A 16,009-nucleotide genomic window follows, 5' to 3' on the forward strand; every position below is an offset into this window, starting at 1 on the left:
CTGCGGGCCATTACTTTTTGTTAGATCCGGGCTTTTTCAAGCCCGGATCGGTGTCACTTTTTGTTAGCCGATCGCTTCCAGCACGGCTTCGCCCAGCGTTGCGGGGCTGTCGGCCACCACGATGCCGGCGCTGCGCATGGCTTCGATCTTGTCCTCGGCGCCGCCTTTGCCACCGGCGACAATCGCGCCCGCGTGGCCCATGCGGCGGCCCGGAGGTGCCGTGCGGCCCGCGATGAAGCCCGCGGTGGGCTTCGAGCGGCCCTTCTTGGCCTCGTCCTTCAGGAACTGCGCGGCTTCTTCCTCGGCGCTGCCGCCGATTTCACCGATCATGATGATCGACTGGGTTTCGTCATCGGCCAGGAACATTTCCAGCACGTCCAGATGCTCTGTGCCTTTGATCGGGTCGCCGCCGATACCCACGGCCGAGCTTTGGCCCAGGCCGCTGTCCGAGGTCTGTTTCACCGCTTCATAGGTCAGCGTCCCCGAGCGCGACACAACCCCAACGCTGCCGCGTTTGTGGATGTGGCCCGGCATGATGCCGATCTTGCAGGCGTCGGGTGTGATGACACCGGGGCAGTTCGGGCCGATCAGGGTCGAGCTGCTGGTTTCCAGCGCGCGCTTAACTTTCATCATGTCCAGCACCGGAATGCCTTCGGTGATGCACACGATCAGTTCCATCTCGGCGTCGATGGCTTCCAGGATCGAGTCGGCCGCGAAGGGCGGCGGCACATAGATCACCGAGGCGTTGGCCTCGGTCACGTGCTTGGCTTCGTGCACCGAGTTAAAGACCGGCAGGCCCAGATGCGTCTGACCACCTTTGCCCGGCGTCACACCGCCGACCATTTTGGTGCCATAGGCAATTGCCTGTTCCGAGTGAAAAGTGCCCTGCGAGCCGGTGAGGCCCTGACAGATCACCTTGGTGTTTTCGTCTACGAGGACTGCCATTGTTTTGGCTCCTGTTTCAAGAATTGGGGATGAGGCCGTGAGATGCGTTCATGGTGATCGAAACGTTCTTGCCATCAAGCTTTCTAGTCTCACGATCTCTATAGATTTGTGCGGTCATTATTACCGGGCGACCCAGGGCAACGAACCGTGACGTGACACTTGCTTCGCTAAATCTGGTTCTGTTGTCGTTTTTCAGAAGTACAACATTGGAAGGCAGCGTTTTTTGCACTTCCTCTATGAACCTCGTTAGAAACTGTTCCGGGTCAGAAACCTCCGATTGAAGAGCGCAATAAGAATAGCCTACACCACGAGTTGGATAGTCTTCACTATAACCGTCAGCGCTAAACTCGGCGTGGCTATAAGGGACGGCTACCGTCTCTTGCTCATTTGCGTAAGTGTTTCGGATTGCGTTTCTTAGTTGGGTTCGAGACCTTTGAGCTGTCGCAACACAAGTATCAAAGTAAAGTTTCAAGAACTCATCAGATTTCGCGGCCCTTGGTTTGGAAACTTGTGCGGATACCTGTTCAGATTGCGGTTGCATTTGGCAACCCGCCAACGCTGCAATAACCGAAAAAAGAATAGCTAACCGCACGACGTTACCCTTTCACCGCTTTCACGATCTTCTCGGCGCCGTCTTTCAGGTCGTCCGCCGCGATCACGTTCAGGCCCGAGGTGGCGATGATCTCTTTGCCTTTTTCCACGTTGGTGCCTTCCAGCCGCACAACGAGAGGCACTTGCAGACCCACCTCTTTCACCGCGGCGATCACGCCCTCGGCGATCACGTCACAGCGCATGATGCCGCCAAAGATGTTCACCAGGATACCCTTCACGTTGGGGTCCGAGGTGATGATCTTGAAGGCTTCGGTCACTTTTTCCTTGGTGGCGCCGCCGCCCACGTCCAGGAAGTTGGCCGGTTCCGCACCATACAGCTTGATGATGTCCATCGTCGCCATGGCCAGGCCCGCGCCGTTCACCATACAGCCGATCTCGCCATCCAGCGCGATATAGTTCAGGTCGTATTTCGACGCTTCCAGCTCTTTGGGGTCTTCCTCGGTGGTGTCGCGCAGTTCGGCGACATCGCGCTGGCGGTACATGGCGTTGCCGTCAAACCCCAGCTTGGCGTCCAGAACCTTCAGCTCGTTGCCGGGCATCACGATCAGCGGGTTGATCTCCAGCATCTCCATGTCCTTCTCGACGAAGGCTTTATAGAGGGTGCCCATCAGCGCCACGCATTGCTTGACGGCCGCGCCTTCCAGACCCAGCGCAAAGGCGATGCGGCGGCCGTGATAAGGCATATAGCCGGTGGCCGGATCAACGCTGAACGACAGGATCTTTTCGGGGGTCGAGGCCGCAACCTCTTCGATGTCCATGCCGCCTTCGGTCGAGCAGACGAACGACACGCGGCTGGTCTGACGATCCACCAGCAGGGCAAGGTACAGCTCGCGATCGATGTCGCTGCCTTCTTCGATATAGATGCGGTTGACCTGCTTGCCCACGGGGCCGGTCTGGTGCGTGACCAGCGTGCGGCCCAGCATCTTTTTGGCTTCTTCGGCGGCTTCTTCTACCGATTTGGCCAGACGCACGCCGCCTTTTTCACCAGCTTCGGCTTCCTTGAAGCTGCCTTTGCCGCGGCCACCTGCGTGAATTTGCGCCTTGACCACCCAAAGCGGGCCGCCCAGCTCGCCAGCAGCGGTTTTGGCATCTTCGGCTTTCAGTACAACGCGACCATCCGAAACCGGGGCACCGTAGTCACGCAGCAGGGCCTTTGCCTGGTATTCATGAATGTTCATGAACTTTTCCCTTCATTAGAGCTCTCCGGACCCGGATAAGCACGAAATATCAAGCCAGCAAAGGGATTCGGAAAAGTTAGCGCTATATTGGTCAATCTTTTTGCATTTTGTGATCACAAGCTAAAAAAGTGTGATCACAACGTGGAATTTCGTGTTTCCAAACTGGTGACGGACTGGGCATCGGTTCACCCTTTTTGACACCAAAACCGGTGAATTGCGTCGTTTTCTGGTGGCTTGCGGCCTCAAATCGCGCGTTAAACTAACAGGTCATTGTCGCGCAGTGACGACTCGAATGCGGTCTTGTTGCAAAGGTCAAACCTGTCGCCAGTCCGGTTGGCGGTCACGATGCGGTCGCATCTGAAGGTACGCGGGGCGTTACGCAAACGGTCGTGGGCAATCACGTACCAAACCGGGTATTTCAGCAGTAGATAATGCGGTTCGATGTGCCGTTTGGAATGCGCCCCATCCTCACGTTGGTAGGTGACCGCCAAAACCTCCTGATCCAGAAACGCCTGATGCAGGGCCTGCACCACACGCTTTGGCGGTGCAGTGACCCCGGCCTGAACATAGGTTGATGCTGTGATCCCCACTATGATCCGTGACTTCAACCTGTCGATTTGACGCCGCCTTTCAGGAGAGAACGAGGCCACCAACTGTCGGCGCACCGAGGCAAGATTTGCAAGAAAAAGGGCCGAGCCCATCTGCTCGGCCACTTCAATGCTGATCAGCAGGTCAATCGCGTCGGCATAGGCAAGGTTCAACCGCCCGACGCCCCAGTTCCGGTCCAGACGCACGCCGCCGCCCCGACCGCGGTCGGCATCAATCGGCAAGCCGCGTTCGCGCAGCAATTCCAGATCGCGTGACACTGTCCGGGTGCTTACGCCCAAATCCTGCGCCATGTCTTGCACCGTCCGGTGCATGTCCTGTTTCAGCAAAGCCTCCAGCCGGTCCAGGCGATGCAGGCGATCTGTTGTGGTTGAGCCGGTCATGCAAAAAATACGACGTGATTTGACATATTTGTCAATACATCCATCCCGAGGCCCGGAACGTGGCCAAAAAGCAGGAGAATGAAGATGAAGATGAATTACGCCGTGCTGGGCACAAACGACATGGATGCCGCTGTGGCGTTTTACGATCGGCTGTTTGACGGTATGGGCATGAACAAGATGCAGCCGGCTGAGCGCATGACTTATTGGGTCAGCCAGGATTTCGCCTTCGCGGTTGCTATTCCGTTTGATCAGGCCCCGGCCACGCACGGGAACGGCACCATGCTGGGCTTTGGTCTGGGCAGCACGGAAGAAGTGCAGCGTTTGCATAAGTTGGCCCTTGAACTTGGCGGTACCTGCGAAGGCGCACCTGGCCAGCGCGGCCCGCGTTATTCGGCCTATATCCGCGATATGGATGGCAACAAACTGTGCTTTGCCGACTAAACAGAAAACAATGCGGCAGGTTCCCCCCCCTGCCGCAATTGGATGCAGGTCAAGTCGGTACTGTTGTTTACAGACCTGACGCTCCTGAAATCTGGTGGGGTGACCCTTGATCTCATGCACAATCGGGTATTCACAAAAACTTGGTTTGAACGACCAAATCCCTGCGATAAGGTCCATTGGCAATATCGAGGGCAGTTTATTGACAAGTCAAAAACCTACGTGGGGTATCGTCGCGACAGTGCACGAACCCTTTGAAATCCTGCGGCTTTTTGTAACTCATCACCTTGCTATGGGGGCGACGAAAATTCGCCTTTACCTCGAAGGTCCGGACGGGCCGGCATTCGCCGAGAAGCTCAAAGATTTCGCCGGATGTGAGCCCATTATCGCGGACAACACGCACTATGCGACCTACTTGCCCAATGGGCTTGGCGCGATCTTTCCGCAGCGTCAGCACACCAACGCAACCGCCGCATACCGAGAGATGGATGTTGACTGGATTTTGCACATCGATGCCGATGAATTCCTGCAATCAACGGACCTGTCTGACGAGCTCGACCGTCTGCCCGCCGACATAAACAGTGTCAGGTTCGTCAATGGCGAGCGTTACTTCGTGGAAGGCGAAGAAGCGGATACGCCGTTGAACGGGCACTGCCTTGCGCCATTGCTTGCCGATCACCCAACTTCGGCGCCCTTCCGCAAGGAGCCGTATGTGTCCTTCACCAACAACGGATTCACGGCCCACGATTTGGGCAAGTCGGCGACACGCGCCGGTGTGCCCGTGGAAATCCAGGTGCATTGGCCCGATCCGTCGCCGTTGATCCGCTCGCATATTTCCAATGAAAGCTGGCTGGTGCACTACGACGCCATTACGCCGACGCATTGGCTGTCAAAGCTGCTCAGGTTCCACCGGGCAAACCGCCGGATGTACCGCAACCCGCGGACAGGCGGCCAAAGGTACAAACAGATTCAGTATTTTCTTGCGCGAAACTGGGATCTGGAAGAAGCCACGCGGATTTTCGACGCGCTGCGCAGGTTGACGCCTGATCACGCAGAGCAACTCAGGAAATTGGATCTTCTCAGACCCATCATGCATCTGAGGTCGTCAGAAGGCGAGACGCCGACCGCACCTTTCGATGCGGCGCGGTTTGATGCTGCGGTGATCCGCAGCATCCAAAACCCGCCTTCCGGGATGCTATCAGGCCAGGGTGCTGTCGATGCCTTTGCAGGCCTCGACTAGGCCTTTCACCGCGTCGACCGACTTGTCGAACATGGCCTGCTCGTCTTTGGTCATCTTGATGTCGACAACCTTTTCGATGCCGTTGGCGCCGATGATCGTCGGCACGCCAACATACATGCCTTTCAGGCCCAGCTCGCCATCGCAATAGGCCGCACATGGCAGCAGGCGACGCTGGTCTTTCAGATAAGCCTCGGCCATTTCGATGGCGCTGGTGGCCGGCGCGTAAAAGGCCGAACCGGTTTTCAACAGGCCAACGATCTCGGCGCCGCCGTCACGGGTGCGCTGAATGATGGCGTCCAGTTTCTCCTGCGTGGTCCAGCCCATTTCGACCAGGTCGGGCAGCGGGATACCGGCAACGGTCGAATAGCGCGCCAGCGGCACCATGGTGTCGCCGTGGCCACCCAGAACAAACGCGGTGACGTCTTTCATCGAGACGTCGAATTCCAGGCTCAGGAAGTGGCGGAAACGGGCGCTGTCCAGAACGCCAGCCATGCCGCAGACCTTGTTGTGGGGCAGGCCCGAGAACTCGCGCAGCGCCCAGACCATGGCGTCCAGCGGGTTGGTGATGCAGATCACGAACGCGTCCGGCGCGTTGGCAGCGATGCCTTCGCCGACCGATTTCATCACTTTCAGGTTGATGCCCAGCAGGTCGTCGCGGCTCATCCCAGGTTTGCGCGGAACACCGGCGGTCACGATGCAGACATCGGCACCAGCGATATCGGCATAGTCCTGCGTGCCTTTCAGCTTGGCGTCAAAGCCTTCCGAAGGGCCCGATTCAGCAATATCCAGGGCTTTGCCTTCAGGCGTACCTTCGGCAATATCGAACAGAACCACATCGCCGAGTTCCTTGATGGCAGCCAGATGGGCCAGTGTACCACCAATTTGTCCGGCGCCGATCAGCGCAATCTTGGGTCGAGACATGAGGGTCATCCTGTCAGTTGAAGTTGGCGAATGCCTAGCCGCGGATGGCCCTGCGTGCAACCCTGCTGCGCTGCGGCGCAAATAAGCAACTGCCTTTCCATTGCTCATGTTATGCGCTAACGGAAGAAAAACCCCCGAAAAACAGGCGTAAGAATGCTTGACCTGAATGTTACATTTTTCGCGCTGGCAATCCCGGCGGTGATCTTTTCTGGCGTGTCGAAGGGGGGGTTTGGCTCGGGTGCATCCTTTGCCGCCGCGCCGATTCTGGCCATGATCCTGCCGCCAGCGGTCGCCGTGGGGGTGATGCTGCCGGTCCTTATGGCCATCGACGTGGCCACGCTTGGCCCCTATTGGAAGAAGTGGAACAGCCGCATCGCGTTGTTGCTGATCCTGGGCGCTTTGCCCGGTGTGATCCTGGGGGCGTTGGTATTCAAATCTGCCGACCCTGATCTGCTGCGCCTGCTGATCGGTGGCATCGCGGTTGGGTTCGTGGTGTGGCAGGGCATTGTCGCGATGGGTTGGATCAGGCCCCGTGAACGGCCCTTTGGTGACGTCGCCGGGGGGCTCTTCGGCGCAACCGCTGGGTTTACAAGCTTTGTCAGCCATGCAGGTGGCCCGCCGGTCACGATTTACCTTTTGTCCTCGGGTCTCAGTAAAACCGCCTTTCAGGCCACAACCGTTCTTGTTTTCTGGGCGATCAACCTGACCAAGGCCGTGCCCTATGCGATGCTGGGCCTCTTCACCCGCGAGGCGTTGATTGCCGCCGCTTGCCTGATCCCCTTCGCCGTGTTCGGCGCCCGGATCGGAGTTTGGGCGCACCGTATCGTGCCGGAACGGCTGTTTTTCGGGCTGACCTACGTGATGCTGCTGCTGACAGGATCCAAGCTGATCTTTGACGCGCTGACCTAGGCACCCTGGCCGGGCAAGGCGGCCGCCATCGTTTCAAATGCCTGACCTGAACTGACAAGGCACGTCACGCCGTCGGCGTTTGTGACCGTAATGGTCCAGCTGCCGGTTTGATCGTTGGCGTGCACCTCCATGACCGAGTTCGCACCCAGCCCGATGGCCCGCCGCGTTTCGCCGTATTTGGTTTGCAGTTGCTCCAGAACCGCCGCGCGTGGCCCGCATGACTGCATCGTCTGGGCCCGGACCGAGCCCGCGATCAAAACGCCGAGGCACAGGGTGACAGCGAAAAATTCTTTCATGAATCTGTCCTTTCCTAATGGGGCGGCCCTCCACGCACCCGGTTGCAGGGAAAAGGCTGCGCCTGCGGCCTCAATTATTGGTAAACGATGCGTGACGGCGGGGCGTTGCTGCGTCGCGGCAAATTTGGCCTTGCCAAATGCTGCGTGCGGTGAAAGTTTTGCGCAACAATATTTCGGAGGAGAATCAAGCATGCCAGCCCGCCCTTACCGTTCCGTGCTTTACATTCCCGGCTCTAAAGAGCGCGCTTTGGAAAAGGCACGCGGGTTGGCCTGCGACGCAATTATCTTTGACCTCGAAGACGCCGTGTCTCCGCAGGAAAAAGTGAATGCTCGCGACACGCTTGTGTCTGCTTTGTCGACCGGCGGGTTCGGAAACCGTGCGCGGATCGTGCGGATCAACGGGCTGGACACCGAATGGGCCGCGGGCGACATCGCTGCTCTGCAAGGCGCGGATTTCGATGCACTTCTGATCCCCAAAGTTGGCAGCGCGGCCGATGTGCAGGCCGTCGCCGACCAGATCGCCGATATCCCGCTTTGGGCGATGATGGAGACACCCGCCGGCATGCTGAACGCCGCCGAGATTGCTGCCCATCCCCGCATGGCTGGGTTCGTCATGGGCACCAACGATCTGGCGAAAGAACTGAAATGCCGCTTTCGTGCCGATCGCCTGCCCATGCTGACCTCGCTGCAATTGTGCCTGCTGGCCGCCCGTGCAGAGGGGATCGTGGCCGTCGACGGCGTGTATAACGCCTTCAAGGATGAAGACGGGTTGCGCGCCGAATGCGAACAGGGCCGCGACATGGGCTTTGACGGCAAAACCCTGATCCACCCTGCACAACTGGCCATCGCCAATACCGCCTTCGCACCAACCGAGGCCGAGATTGATCTGGCCGAACGCCAAATTGCCGCCTTTGACGCCGCCAAAGCCGAAGGGCAGGGCGTGGCGGTTGTTGATGGAAAAATCGTCGAGAATCTGCATATCGTGACCGCACAGGAAACACTGGCCAAAGCGGCCGCAATTGCAGATTTGGAAGGCAGTTTATGACATTGATCGTTGTGGGGCTGATCTTGTGGTGGTCGGCCCACCTCTTTAAACGCGTGTTCCCCGCGGCGCGCGCAAAATTCGGCGACCCGTTCAAAGGCATCGTTGCCATCGCGGTGGTTGCGTCCATCGTGGCGTTCGTGTTCGGCTATCGCGAGGCCGAGTTCATTCCCGTCTGGACACCGCCCGCTTGGGGACAACACGCCAACAACCTGTTGATGTTGATCGGCATCGGTCTGATGGGCCTGGGCTATACCAAAAGCCGCCTCACGGGGCGGTTGCGCCATCCAATGTTGACCGGCATGGCGTTGTGGTCGGTGTCGCACCTGTTGGTGCGCGGTGATCTGGCCGCGATTTTGATGTTTGGCGGGCTGGGCATCTGGGCGCTTGTGACCATGATGATCATCAATGCAACCGAACCCGGCTGGGCGATCAGCAAGAACGGCACCATCGCGGGGGATGTCCGTTTTGTTGCCCTGTCGGTTGCCGCCTTTGCTGCCATTGCCATGGCTCACAGCCTTCTTGGCCCCAACCCTTTTCCGATGTGATGCTCATGCAAGCTTATCGACTGCTTACCGAAGAAGACACCTCGGCCTTTTGCCACAAGGTGACCGAGGCCCTGTCCAAAGGCTGGACGCTTTATGGCGACCCCGCCTATGCCCACGACCCGGTCACGGGAAAGATGCGCTGTGCGCAGGCCGTGGTCAAAGACGCGCCTGGCGACTATGCGCCAGACATCAAGCTAGGAGCACTCTGAACCCATGCCAAAGACCAATCCGGGCCGTTTCTTCGAGGATTACACATTGGGCGAGGTCATCGCCCACGCCGTGCCGCGCACCCTGTTAGGGGGCGAGCGGGCGCTTTATCACGCGCTTTATCCCGCCCGGCACGCGCTTTATTCCTCGGACGAATTTGCCCGGGCCAGCGGCCTGCCCGCGTCGCCGCTGGACGACCTGATCGCCTTTCACACCGTGTTTGGCAAAACCGTGCCCGATATCTCGCTGAACGCGGTGGCCAATCTGGGCTATGCCGAGGGGCGGTTCCACGCGCCGGTCTTTCCCGGCGACACGCTGCGGTCGGAAAGTCAGGTGATTGGTCTGAAACAGAACTCGAACGGCAAGTCCGGCGTGGTCTGGGTGCGCACGCGCGGGCTGAACCAGCGGGGCGAGCTGGTACTGGACTACGTCCGCTGGGTGATGGTGCGCAAGGGCGATCTGGACGCGCCCGCACCCGAACCGGTGATCCCGTCGCTGGCGCAGGTGGTTGATCCATCCGACCTAATCGTGCCGCAGGGCCTGACCTTTGCCGATTACAACTTTGCCCTTGCGGGCGAGGCGCACCGCTGGGGCGATTACGCGCTGGGCGAGGTAATCGACCATGTCGACGGCGTGACCATCGAAGAGGCCGAGCATATGCAGGCCACACGCCTGTGGCAGAACACCGCCAAGGTGCATTTCGACGCCACCTTCCGCCCCGACGGCCGGCGGCTGATTTATGGCGGCCACGTGATCTCGATGGCCCGTGCGCTCAGCTTCAACGGGCTAGCCAACGCGCAGATGATCGCCGCGATCAACGGCGGTGCGCATGCCAACCCGTGCTATGCCGGCGACACCGTAAAGGCGTGGACAGAGGTGTTGGACAAAGCTGAAACCGCCGCACCGGGTGTGGGCGCGCTGCGCCTGCGGCTGGTGGCGATGAAGGCGGGCGAGGCCGGGCTATCGCGTGGCGAAGACGGGAAATACCTGCCCGGGGTCTTGCTGGATCTCGACTACTGGGCTTACATCCCCACATGACCCGTTTCGCCGCCATATTCGCGATGATTCTGGCGCTGGCCTCACCGGCCCGCGCGCTGGATGACGACGTGGCGGGCTATGTGGAGTCCAACCTTCTGGCGATTTTCTACCACGAGCTGGGCCACGCCCTGATTGACCTGATGGGCCTGCCGGTTTTCGGGCAGGAGGAAGACGCCGCCGACGTCCTCAGCGTTGTTCTGATCGACGCGTTCTTCGAAGAAGAGGCCGCGGTTCAGATCGCCTATGACACCGCCTTTGGCTTCTACGACGACGCGCAACAATACGAGCCGATCTTCTGGGGCGTGCACGGCCCGGACCTGCAGCGCTATTACACGCTGGTCTGTCTGTTTTACGGTGCCAACCCCGACGAGCGTGCGGATGTGGCCGACGAGCTGGGCCTGCCGGGCGAGCGCGCCGAGACCTGCGAGGAAGAATTTGACCTGGCCGCCGACAGCTGGGGTTCGGTACTGGACGAACTGGCCGCCGGCCCCGCGCAACGCACCGATCTGGTGCTAGAGATCGACACGCGCAACGAGTTGGACGTTTTCACCGCCGAAGTGATGCAGGCCGAAATGGATGCGCTGGCCGAGGATTTTGCCTTGCCCGGTGACCTTTTGGTGGCCATTGCCCCCTGTGGCGAGGCGAATGCCTTTTATGATCCGTCCGAAGCCCTGATCCTGATGTGCACGGAATTGACAGAGTATCTGGCCAATGCTGCGCCGTAGCGGGATATGTGATCACAACGCCAATTCCCGTGATCACAAACCTGACAAATGCGCGCAGATCGCATATTTTTTGCAATGATCAGCGCTAACGAGCCGTGACTCGGCTGAAAAAATCCGTAAGACCGGGGACAACATCATAGCGACACGACAAAGAGGTAGCCATGGCAGACGTCAACAGGGGAAACCGGCCGCTTTCGCCGCATCTGGCGATTTACCGCCCGCAAATCACGTCGATCTCGTCGATCCTGACCCGGATCACCGGTGTGGCACTGATCCTGGCGTCGTTGATGGTTGTGTGGTGGCTGCTGGCCGCCTCGGCCGGTCCTGAATATTTTGCCGTGGCCGATGGCGTGGTGCGGTCGCTGATCGGCGATCTGATCCTGCTTGGCTCGCTCTGGGCGCTTTGGTATCACCTGCTGGCGGGCGTGCGCCACCTGATCTGGGACAGCGGGCGCGGTCTGGAACTGGACACCGCCAAACGCCTGGGCTGGGCCGTTGTGGCCGGTTCGTTCATTATGACCGCATTCACACTGATCGTGATCTAAGGGGGTTCCGATGGCTTTTCTGACAGATCGCAAACGCGCAAATGGCATGGGCTCGGCGCATGCCGGCGTGCATCACCACTGGTCGATGATGGTGTCCTCGGCGGCGCTTTTGATCCTGGTGCCGCTGTTCATCTTCACTTTCGGCCCGATCCTGGGCGAACCGCATGACGTTGTGGTGGCCTATTTCGCGCGGCCCTTCCCGGCCATCGTCTCGGGTCTGACCATCGTCACCGGGCTGATGCACTATAAAAACGGTGTGCAGGCCACGATCGAGGATTACACCAGCGGCCTGACCCGCCATGTGCTGATCGTTGCCTTCACCTGCCTGTGCTATGCGGCGGCCGCCACCGGCCTGTTCGCCATCGCCCGCATCGCTCTTTAATCCGGAGACCGCACCTCATGGCTGCTTACGAATTTGAGACCCACGAATACGATGTTGTGGTTGTTGGCGCTGGCGGCGCCGGTCTGCGCGCGACGCTTGGCATGGCCGAACAGGGCCTGCGCACCGCCTGTGTGACCAAAGTGTTCCCGACCCGCTCGCACACGGTGGCCGCCCAGGGCGGCATCGCCGCATCGCTGGGCAATATGGGCCCCGACAGCTGGCAGTGGCACATGTATGACACCGTCAAAGGCTCGGACTGGCTGGGCGATACCGACGCGATGGAATACCTGGCGCGCGAGGCGCCCAAAGCCGTGTACGAGCTGGAACATTACGGCGTGCCCTTCTCGCGCACCGAAGAGGGCAAGATCTATCAGCGCCCGTTCGGCGGCCACACCACCGAGTTTGGCGAAGGCCCGCCCGTGCAACGCACCTGCGCCGCCGCCGACCGCACAGGTCACGCCATCCTGCACACGCTCTATGGCCAGTCGGTCAAGAACAACGCCGAGTTCTTCATTGAATACTTCGCCATCGACCTGCTGATGTCCGATGACGGCGAATGCCAGGGCGTGCTGTGCTGGAAGCTGGACGATGGCACGTTCCACGTGTTCAACGCCAAGATGACGGTTCTGGCCACCGGCGGCTACGGCCGCGCCTATTTCTCGGCCACCTCGGCCCATACCTGCACCGGCGATGGCGGCGGCATGGTGATGCGCGCCGGCCTGCCCATGCAGGATATGGAGTTCGTACAGTTCCACCCCACGGGCATCTACGGCTCGGGCTGCCTGATCACCGAAGGCGCACGCGGCGAGGGCGGTTATCTGACCAACGCCGAGGGCGAACGGTTCATGGAGCGCTATGCGCCCACCTACAAGGACCTTGCCCCGCGCGACTATGTCAGCCGCTCGATGACGATGGAGATCCGCGAAGGCCGCGGTGTGGGCGCCGAGGGCGACCATATTTTCCTGAACCTCAACCACCTGCCCGCCGAGGCCCTGGCCGAGCGCCTGCCCGGCATCTCGGAAAGCGCGCGCATCTTTGCCGGTGTCGACGTGACCAAGGAACCGATCCCGGTTCTGCCGACGGTGCACTACAACATGGGCGGTATCCCGACCAACTATTGGGGCGAGGTTCTGAACCCGACCGCAGACAACCCCACCGCCGTTGTACCCGGCCTGATGGCCGTGGGCGAGGCCGGCTGTGCCTCGGTCCATGGCGCCAACCGGCTGGGCTCGAACTCGCTGATCGACCTTGTGGTGTTTGGCCGCGCCTCGGCCATCCGCGCCGGCGCCGTGGTTGACCCGACCACCGCCGTGCCCACCGCACCCGCCGCGCAGATCCAGAAGTCCTTTGACCGGTTCGACGGGCTACGCCACGCCAAGGGCGCCATCCCCACCGCCGATCTGCGGCTGGACATGCAGAAAACCATGCAGCGCGACGCGGCCGTGTTCCGCACCGCCAAAACCATGGCCGAAGGCGTGGACGCAATGACCGCGATCGCCGGCAAGATGACCGACCTGAAGGTCACCGACACCACGCTGGTCTGGAACAGCGACCTGATGGAAACGCTGGAACTGACCAACCTGATGCCCTCGGCGCTGACGACCATCGTGTCGGCCGAGGCCCGCAAGGAAAGCCGCGGCGCCCACGCGCACGAGGACTTTGCCGAACGCGACGACGAAAACTGGCGCGTGCACACCGTGGCCCGCGTCGACGCGGCCGGCACATCGGTCGATCTGTCCTATCGCCCGGTCATCGCCGACCCGCTGACCACCGAAGACGAGGGCGGCATCAGCCTGCAGAAAATCGCCCCCAAGGCGCGGACGTTCTGATGATGTTGCTGTTTGGGGATGTGTTGCCAGACAGTTTCACTGCCGGCAGATGCGTAAAATGTGATGTTGAACTGATGCGTTGTTGCACACGCACGTCCCGTCAAGCGTTCTAGAAGGGTGCCATGTTTCTGAAAAAGAAATCGAAAATTCGGCCTGGTGACGTGCCCGAACCGGAGTTTCCGGTTCTTGAGGGAATGCCTTACGAAGAATACTTGGCCCTTTGTCATGATCGCCTCAAGCCAAGAACCTATCTTGAAATCGGCACCGAGTCCGGCAAAAGCCTTGTGCCGGCTCGTGGCCATTGCATTGCGATCGACCCAGAGTTCAAGATTTCTCATGACGTCGCGGCCAACAAATCTTCGCTCTTCTTGTTCCAAGGCCCCAGCGATGATTTCTTTGCTTCGAACTACATGGATCGCAACGCGTTCAAAATTGACTTTGCCTTTCTCGACGGCATGCATCTGTTCGAGTTTCTTCTCCGCGATCTGATCAATACCGAGCGCCATGTGTCCGGTACCGACGCCACGGTTATGATGCACGATTGTTTGCCGTTTTCGCGTCAGATCGCTCTGCGTACCTGGGATACTGATATCAACTTGTCCTGGACGGGTGATGTCTGGAAGCTGATCCCCATTATCGCGCGCTACCGCCCGGACATCGAAATGAAGGTGTTGGATTGCCCGCCAACGGCACTGGTTCAACTGCGGGGTCTTGATCCAAATTCCACCGTTCTGTCTGACAACTACGATGCCATTGTCGGCGAATTCATGAATGAAACACTCGACAGTTTTGGCGTTGAAGAATTCTTGAATCTCTTCGAACTCAGCGCGACATCATGACGAAGTCGCCCCTTCATATCATTTCTACGCGTCAGCTTGGCCGACGTCACGCAGCCGGTCTTCGCAACTTCCGCAACGCCATGTTTGGCAAACATGGCGAAAGCCAAGAAAGGTAACTCCATGGTACAGTTCAGTCTTCCCAAGAACTCCAAGATCACCAAGGGTAAAACCTGGCCCAAGCCCGAAGGCGCCACCAACGTGCGCGCCTTCCACATCTATCGCTGGAACGAGGAAGACGGCCAGAACCCGCGCGTCGATACCTATTTCCTGGATATGGACACCTGCGGCCCGATGATTCTGGACGCGCTGATCAAGATCAAGAACGAGATCGACCCCACGCTGACCTTCCGCCGCTCGTGCCGCGAGGGCATCTGTGGGTCCTGCGCGATGAATATCGACGGGATCAACACGCTGGCTTGTATCTACGGACTGGACGAGGTCAAGGGCGACGTCAAGATCTACCCGCTGCCGCATATGCCGGTGGTCAAGGACCTGATCCCCGACCTCACGCATTTCTACGCCCAACACGCGTCGATCATGCCGTGGTTGGAAACCAAGACCAACCGCCCCGCCAAAGAGTGGAAGCAGTCGATCGAAGACCGCAAAAAGCTTGATGGCCTGTATGAATGCGTGATGTGCGCCAGCTGCTCAACCTCGTGCCCCAGCTATTGGTGGAACGGTGACCGCTATCTTGGCCCGGCCGCGCTGCTGCACGCCTATCGCTGGATCATCGACAGCCGCGACGAAGCCACCGGCGAGCGTCTGGACGAGTTGGAAGATCCGTTCAAGCTGTATCGCTGTCACACGATCATGAACTGCACCAACACTTGCCCCAAAGGCCTGAACCCGGCCAAAGCGATTGCCGAGATCAAGAAGATGATGGTCGAACGGGTCGTTTGACGCCTCAACGTGCAATGCAAGGCCCGGGCCGGGATTGGCCCGGGCTTTTCTTTTAAGGCAACCTGATGCCTGTACTTCTGCTGATTCTGTTGCTGGGCGTTCTCGCCTTCCTGTGGTGGCGCCGATCCACCACCACGCTGACGCGCAATTGCCGCTGGCGGCAGGACCGCAAGGCGGGACAATGGCGCTGCAACTATTGCGGGGCCACTCTGCCTGATACCGGTAAACCACCCGTGGACTGCCTCAATCCGGTACGCGGTTGACTTTCTGCGTCGCGGCGTCCATATCGCCCCCGTAGTGCCGTCCCCCGCCGCGTGAGCGTGGGTGCCCGACAAACAGGGGCGAGATGGCACCGCAGACGATTCATAGGTTCCCACATCACGCAGGGGTCCGACAGGCCACAGAAACCGGCCTGCCCCATGCGAC

General features: G+C 59.7%; 19 protein-coding genes. 14 read left to right on the forward strand and 5 right to left on the reverse strand.

Annotated elements, in window-relative coordinates:
- Nucleotides 1-63 precede the first annotated feature (63 nt).
- From sucD to ACMU_RS12840, 3 genes are all read right to left on the reverse strand, one after another.
- Nucleotides 64-945, reverse strand: a complete 882-nt coding sequence (gene sucD / locus ACMU_RS12830) for a succinate--CoA ligase subunit alpha (protein ID WP_035260183.1) — start codon at nt 943-945, stop codon at nt 64-66.
- 596 nt (nt 946-1,541) lie between these two features.
- A complete protein-coding gene (sucC, locus tag ACMU_RS12835) occupies nt 1,542-2,735 on the reverse strand; it encodes an ADP-forming succinate--CoA ligase subunit beta (protein WP_035260185.1) in 1,194 nt (397 codons plus the stop codon).
- A gap of 254 nt (nt 2,736-2,989) precedes the next feature.
- Nucleotides 2,990-3,724, reverse strand: coding sequence for a helix-turn-helix transcriptional regulator (locus ACMU_RS12840; protein WP_035260188.1), 735 nt, complete (start codon nt 3,722-3,724; stop codon nt 2,990-2,992).
- Between the two features lie 84 nt (nt 3,725-3,808).
- Here ACMU_RS12840 and ACMU_RS12845 point away from each other — a divergent pair, with 84 nt between their 5' ends.
- Together ACMU_RS12845 and ACMU_RS12850 are read left to right on the forward strand one after the other, a co-directional pair.
- On the forward strand, nt 3,809-4,165 hold the full coding sequence (locus tag ACMU_RS12845) for a VOC family protein (protein ID WP_035260635.1): 357 nt from the start codon (nt 3,809-3,811) through the stop codon (nt 4,163-4,165).
- Between the two features lie 145 nt (nt 4,166-4,310).
- Nucleotides 4,311-5,402, forward strand: a complete 1,092-nt coding sequence (locus ACMU_RS12850) for a glycosyltransferase family 2 protein (protein WP_152544612.1) — start codon at nt 4,311-4,313, stop codon at nt 5,400-5,402.
- On the opposite strand, the gene mdh is transcribed toward ACMU_RS12850, so the two are convergent.
- Complete coding sequence (gene mdh / locus ACMU_RS12855) at nt 5,361-6,323, reverse strand: malate dehydrogenase (RefSeq protein WP_035260192.1); 963 nt, start codon at nt 6,321-6,323, stop codon at nt 5,361-5,363. The genes ACMU_RS12850 and mdh overlap by 42 nt on opposite strands.
- 153 nt (nt 6,324-6,476) lie before the next feature.
- Between mdh and ACMU_RS12860 the strand changes: the two genes are divergently transcribed.
- The gene (locus ACMU_RS12860; protein WP_035260193.1) at nt 6,477-7,232 is read left to right on the forward strand and encodes a sulfite exporter TauE/SafE family protein; all 756 of its coding nucleotides are present in this window, start codon (nt 6,477-6,479) and stop codon (nt 7,230-7,232) included.
- Here the strand turns inward: ACMU_RS12860 and ACMU_RS12865 are convergent.
- Nucleotides 7,229-7,528: a hypothetical protein gene (locus ACMU_RS12865; RefSeq protein ID WP_035260194.1), complete on the reverse strand. Its 300-nt coding sequence runs from the start codon at nt 7,526-7,528 to the stop codon at nt 7,229-7,231. The two genes, ACMU_RS12860 and ACMU_RS12865, sit on opposite strands and share 4 nt — an antisense overlap.
- Nucleotides 7,529-7,718: 190 nt before the next feature.
- On the opposite strand from ACMU_RS12865, the gene ACMU_RS12870 reads away from it, so the two are divergent.
- From ACMU_RS12870 to ACMU_RS12920, 11 genes are all read left to right on the forward strand, one after another.
- The gene (locus tag ACMU_RS12870; RefSeq protein ID WP_035260196.1) at nt 7,719-8,573 is read left to right on the forward strand and encodes an HpcH/HpaI aldolase/citrate lyase family protein; all 855 of its coding nucleotides are present in this window, start codon (nt 7,719-7,721) and stop codon (nt 8,571-8,573) included.
- A complete protein-coding gene (locus tag ACMU_RS12875; RefSeq protein WP_035260197.1) occupies nt 8,570-9,118 on the forward strand; it encodes an NnrU family protein in 549 nt (182 codons plus the stop codon). The genes ACMU_RS12870 and ACMU_RS12875 overlap by 4 nt, the downstream gene beginning before the upstream one ends.
- Nucleotides 9,119-9,123: 5 nt before the next feature.
- The gene (locus ACMU_RS12880; RefSeq protein ID WP_035260199.1) at nt 9,124-9,327 is read left to right on the forward strand and encodes a DUF1737 domain-containing protein; all 204 of its coding nucleotides are present in this window, start codon (nt 9,124-9,126) and stop codon (nt 9,325-9,327) included.
- 4 nt (nt 9,328-9,331) lie between these two features.
- A complete protein-coding gene (locus tag ACMU_RS12885; protein ID WP_035260200.1) occupies nt 9,332-10,363 on the forward strand; it encodes a MaoC family dehydratase in 1,032 nt (343 codons plus the stop codon).
- Complete coding sequence (locus ACMU_RS12890) at nt 10,360-11,088, forward strand: DUF4344 domain-containing metallopeptidase (RefSeq protein WP_051588327.1); 729 nt, start codon at nt 10,360-10,362, stop codon at nt 11,086-11,088. Before ACMU_RS12885 ends, ACMU_RS12890 begins: the two co-directional genes overlap by 4 nt.
- A gap of 161 nt (nt 11,089-11,249) precedes the next feature.
- Nucleotides 11,250-11,633, forward strand: a complete 384-nt coding sequence (sdhC, locus tag ACMU_RS12895; RefSeq protein ID WP_035260202.1) for a succinate dehydrogenase, cytochrome b556 subunit — start codon at nt 11,250-11,252, stop codon at nt 11,631-11,633.
- A 10-nt stretch (nt 11,634-11,643) separates the two neighbouring features.
- Nucleotides 11,644-12,015 (forward strand): succinate dehydrogenase, hydrophobic membrane anchor protein, encoded by a 372-nt coding sequence (gene sdhD / locus ACMU_RS12900; RefSeq protein ID WP_035260205.1) that lies wholly within the window; start codon nt 11,644-11,646, stop codon nt 12,013-12,015.
- Nucleotides 12,016-12,032: 17 nt separating this feature from the next.
- On the forward strand, nt 12,033-13,844 hold the full coding sequence (gene sdhA, locus ACMU_RS12905) for a succinate dehydrogenase flavoprotein subunit (protein ID WP_035260208.1): 1,812 nt from the start codon (nt 12,033-12,035) through the stop codon (nt 13,842-13,844).
- Nucleotides 13,845-13,966: 122 nt separating this feature from the next.
- Entirely contained in the window at nt 13,967-14,683 is a 717-nt protein-coding gene (locus tag ACMU_RS12910) for a class I SAM-dependent methyltransferase (protein WP_051588328.1), read from the forward strand.
- Between the two features lie 120 nt (nt 14,684-14,803).
- A complete protein-coding gene (locus tag ACMU_RS12915; protein ID WP_035260639.1) occupies nt 14,804-15,583 on the forward strand; it encodes a succinate dehydrogenase iron-sulfur subunit in 780 nt (259 codons plus the stop codon).
- 65 nt (nt 15,584-15,648) lie between these two features.
- A complete protein-coding gene (locus tag ACMU_RS12920) occupies nt 15,649-15,846 on the forward strand; it encodes a hypothetical protein (RefSeq protein WP_035260210.1) in 198 nt (65 codons plus the stop codon).
- The last annotated feature ends 163 nt before the right edge of the window (nt 15,847-16,009 follow it).

Source organism: Actibacterium mucosum KCTC 23349, assembly GCF_000647975.1.
Classification (GTDB): domain Bacteria; phylum Pseudomonadota; class Alphaproteobacteria; order Rhodobacterales; family Rhodobacteraceae; genus Actibacterium; species Actibacterium mucosum.

Bases quoted from the DNA above. Each gene is read 5' to 3' on its own strand.
- sucD (WP_035260183.1), bottom strand. From the start codon at position 945: ATGGCAGTCCTCGTAGACGAAAACACCAAGGTGATCTGTCAGGGCCTC.
- sucC (WP_035260185.1), bottom strand. From the start codon at position 2,735: ATGAACATTCATGAATACCAGGCAAAGGCCCTGCTGCGTGACTACGGT.
- ACMU_RS12840 (WP_035260188.1), bottom strand. From the start codon at position 3,724: ATGACCGGCTCAACCACAACAGATCGCCTGCATCGCCTGGACCGGCTG.
- ACMU_RS12845 (WP_035260635.1), top strand. From the start codon at position 3,809: ATGAAGATGAATTACGCCGTGCTGGGCACAAACGACATGGATGCCGCT.
- mdh (WP_035260192.1), bottom strand. From the start codon at position 6,323: ATGTCTCGACCCAAGATTGCGCTGATCGGCGCCGGACAAATTGGTGGT.
- ACMU_RS12860 (WP_035260193.1), top strand. From the start codon at position 6,477: ATGCTTGACCTGAATGTTACATTTTTCGCGCTGGCAATCCCGGCGGTG.
- ACMU_RS12865 (WP_035260194.1), bottom strand. From the start codon at position 7,528: ATGAAAGAATTTTTCGCTGTCACCCTGTGCCTCGGCGTTTTGATCGCG.
- ACMU_RS12870 (WP_035260196.1), top strand. From the start codon at position 7,719: ATGCCAGCCCGCCCTTACCGTTCCGTGCTTTACATTCCCGGCTCTAAA.
- ACMU_RS12875 (WP_035260197.1), top strand. From the start codon at position 8,570: ATGACATTGATCGTTGTGGGGCTGATCTTGTGGTGGTCGGCCCACCTC.
- ACMU_RS12880 (WP_035260199.1), top strand. From the start codon at position 9,124: ATGCAAGCTTATCGACTGCTTACCGAAGAAGACACCTCGGCCTTTTGC.
- ACMU_RS12885 (WP_035260200.1), top strand. From the start codon at position 9,332: ATGCCAAAGACCAATCCGGGCCGTTTCTTCGAGGATTACACATTGGGC.
- ACMU_RS12890 (WP_051588327.1), top strand. From the start codon at position 10,360: ATGACCCGTTTCGCCGCCATATTCGCGATGATTCTGGCGCTGGCCTCA.
- sdhC (WP_035260202.1), top strand. From the start codon at position 11,250: ATGGCAGACGTCAACAGGGGAAACCGGCCGCTTTCGCCGCATCTGGCG.
- sdhD (WP_035260205.1), top strand. From the start codon at position 11,644: ATGGCTTTTCTGACAGATCGCAAACGCGCAAATGGCATGGGCTCGGCG.
- sdhA (WP_035260208.1), top strand. From the start codon at position 12,033: ATGGCTGCTTACGAATTTGAGACCCACGAATACGATGTTGTGGTTGTT.
- ACMU_RS12910 (WP_051588328.1), top strand. From the start codon at position 13,967: ATGTTTCTGAAAAAGAAATCGAAAATTCGGCCTGGTGACGTGCCCGAA.
- ACMU_RS12915 (WP_035260639.1), top strand. From the start codon at position 14,804: ATGGTACAGTTCAGTCTTCCCAAGAACTCCAAGATCACCAAGGGTAAA.
- ACMU_RS12920 (WP_035260210.1), top strand. From the start codon at position 15,649: ATGCCTGTACTTCTGCTGATTCTGTTGCTGGGCGTTCTCGCCTTCCTG.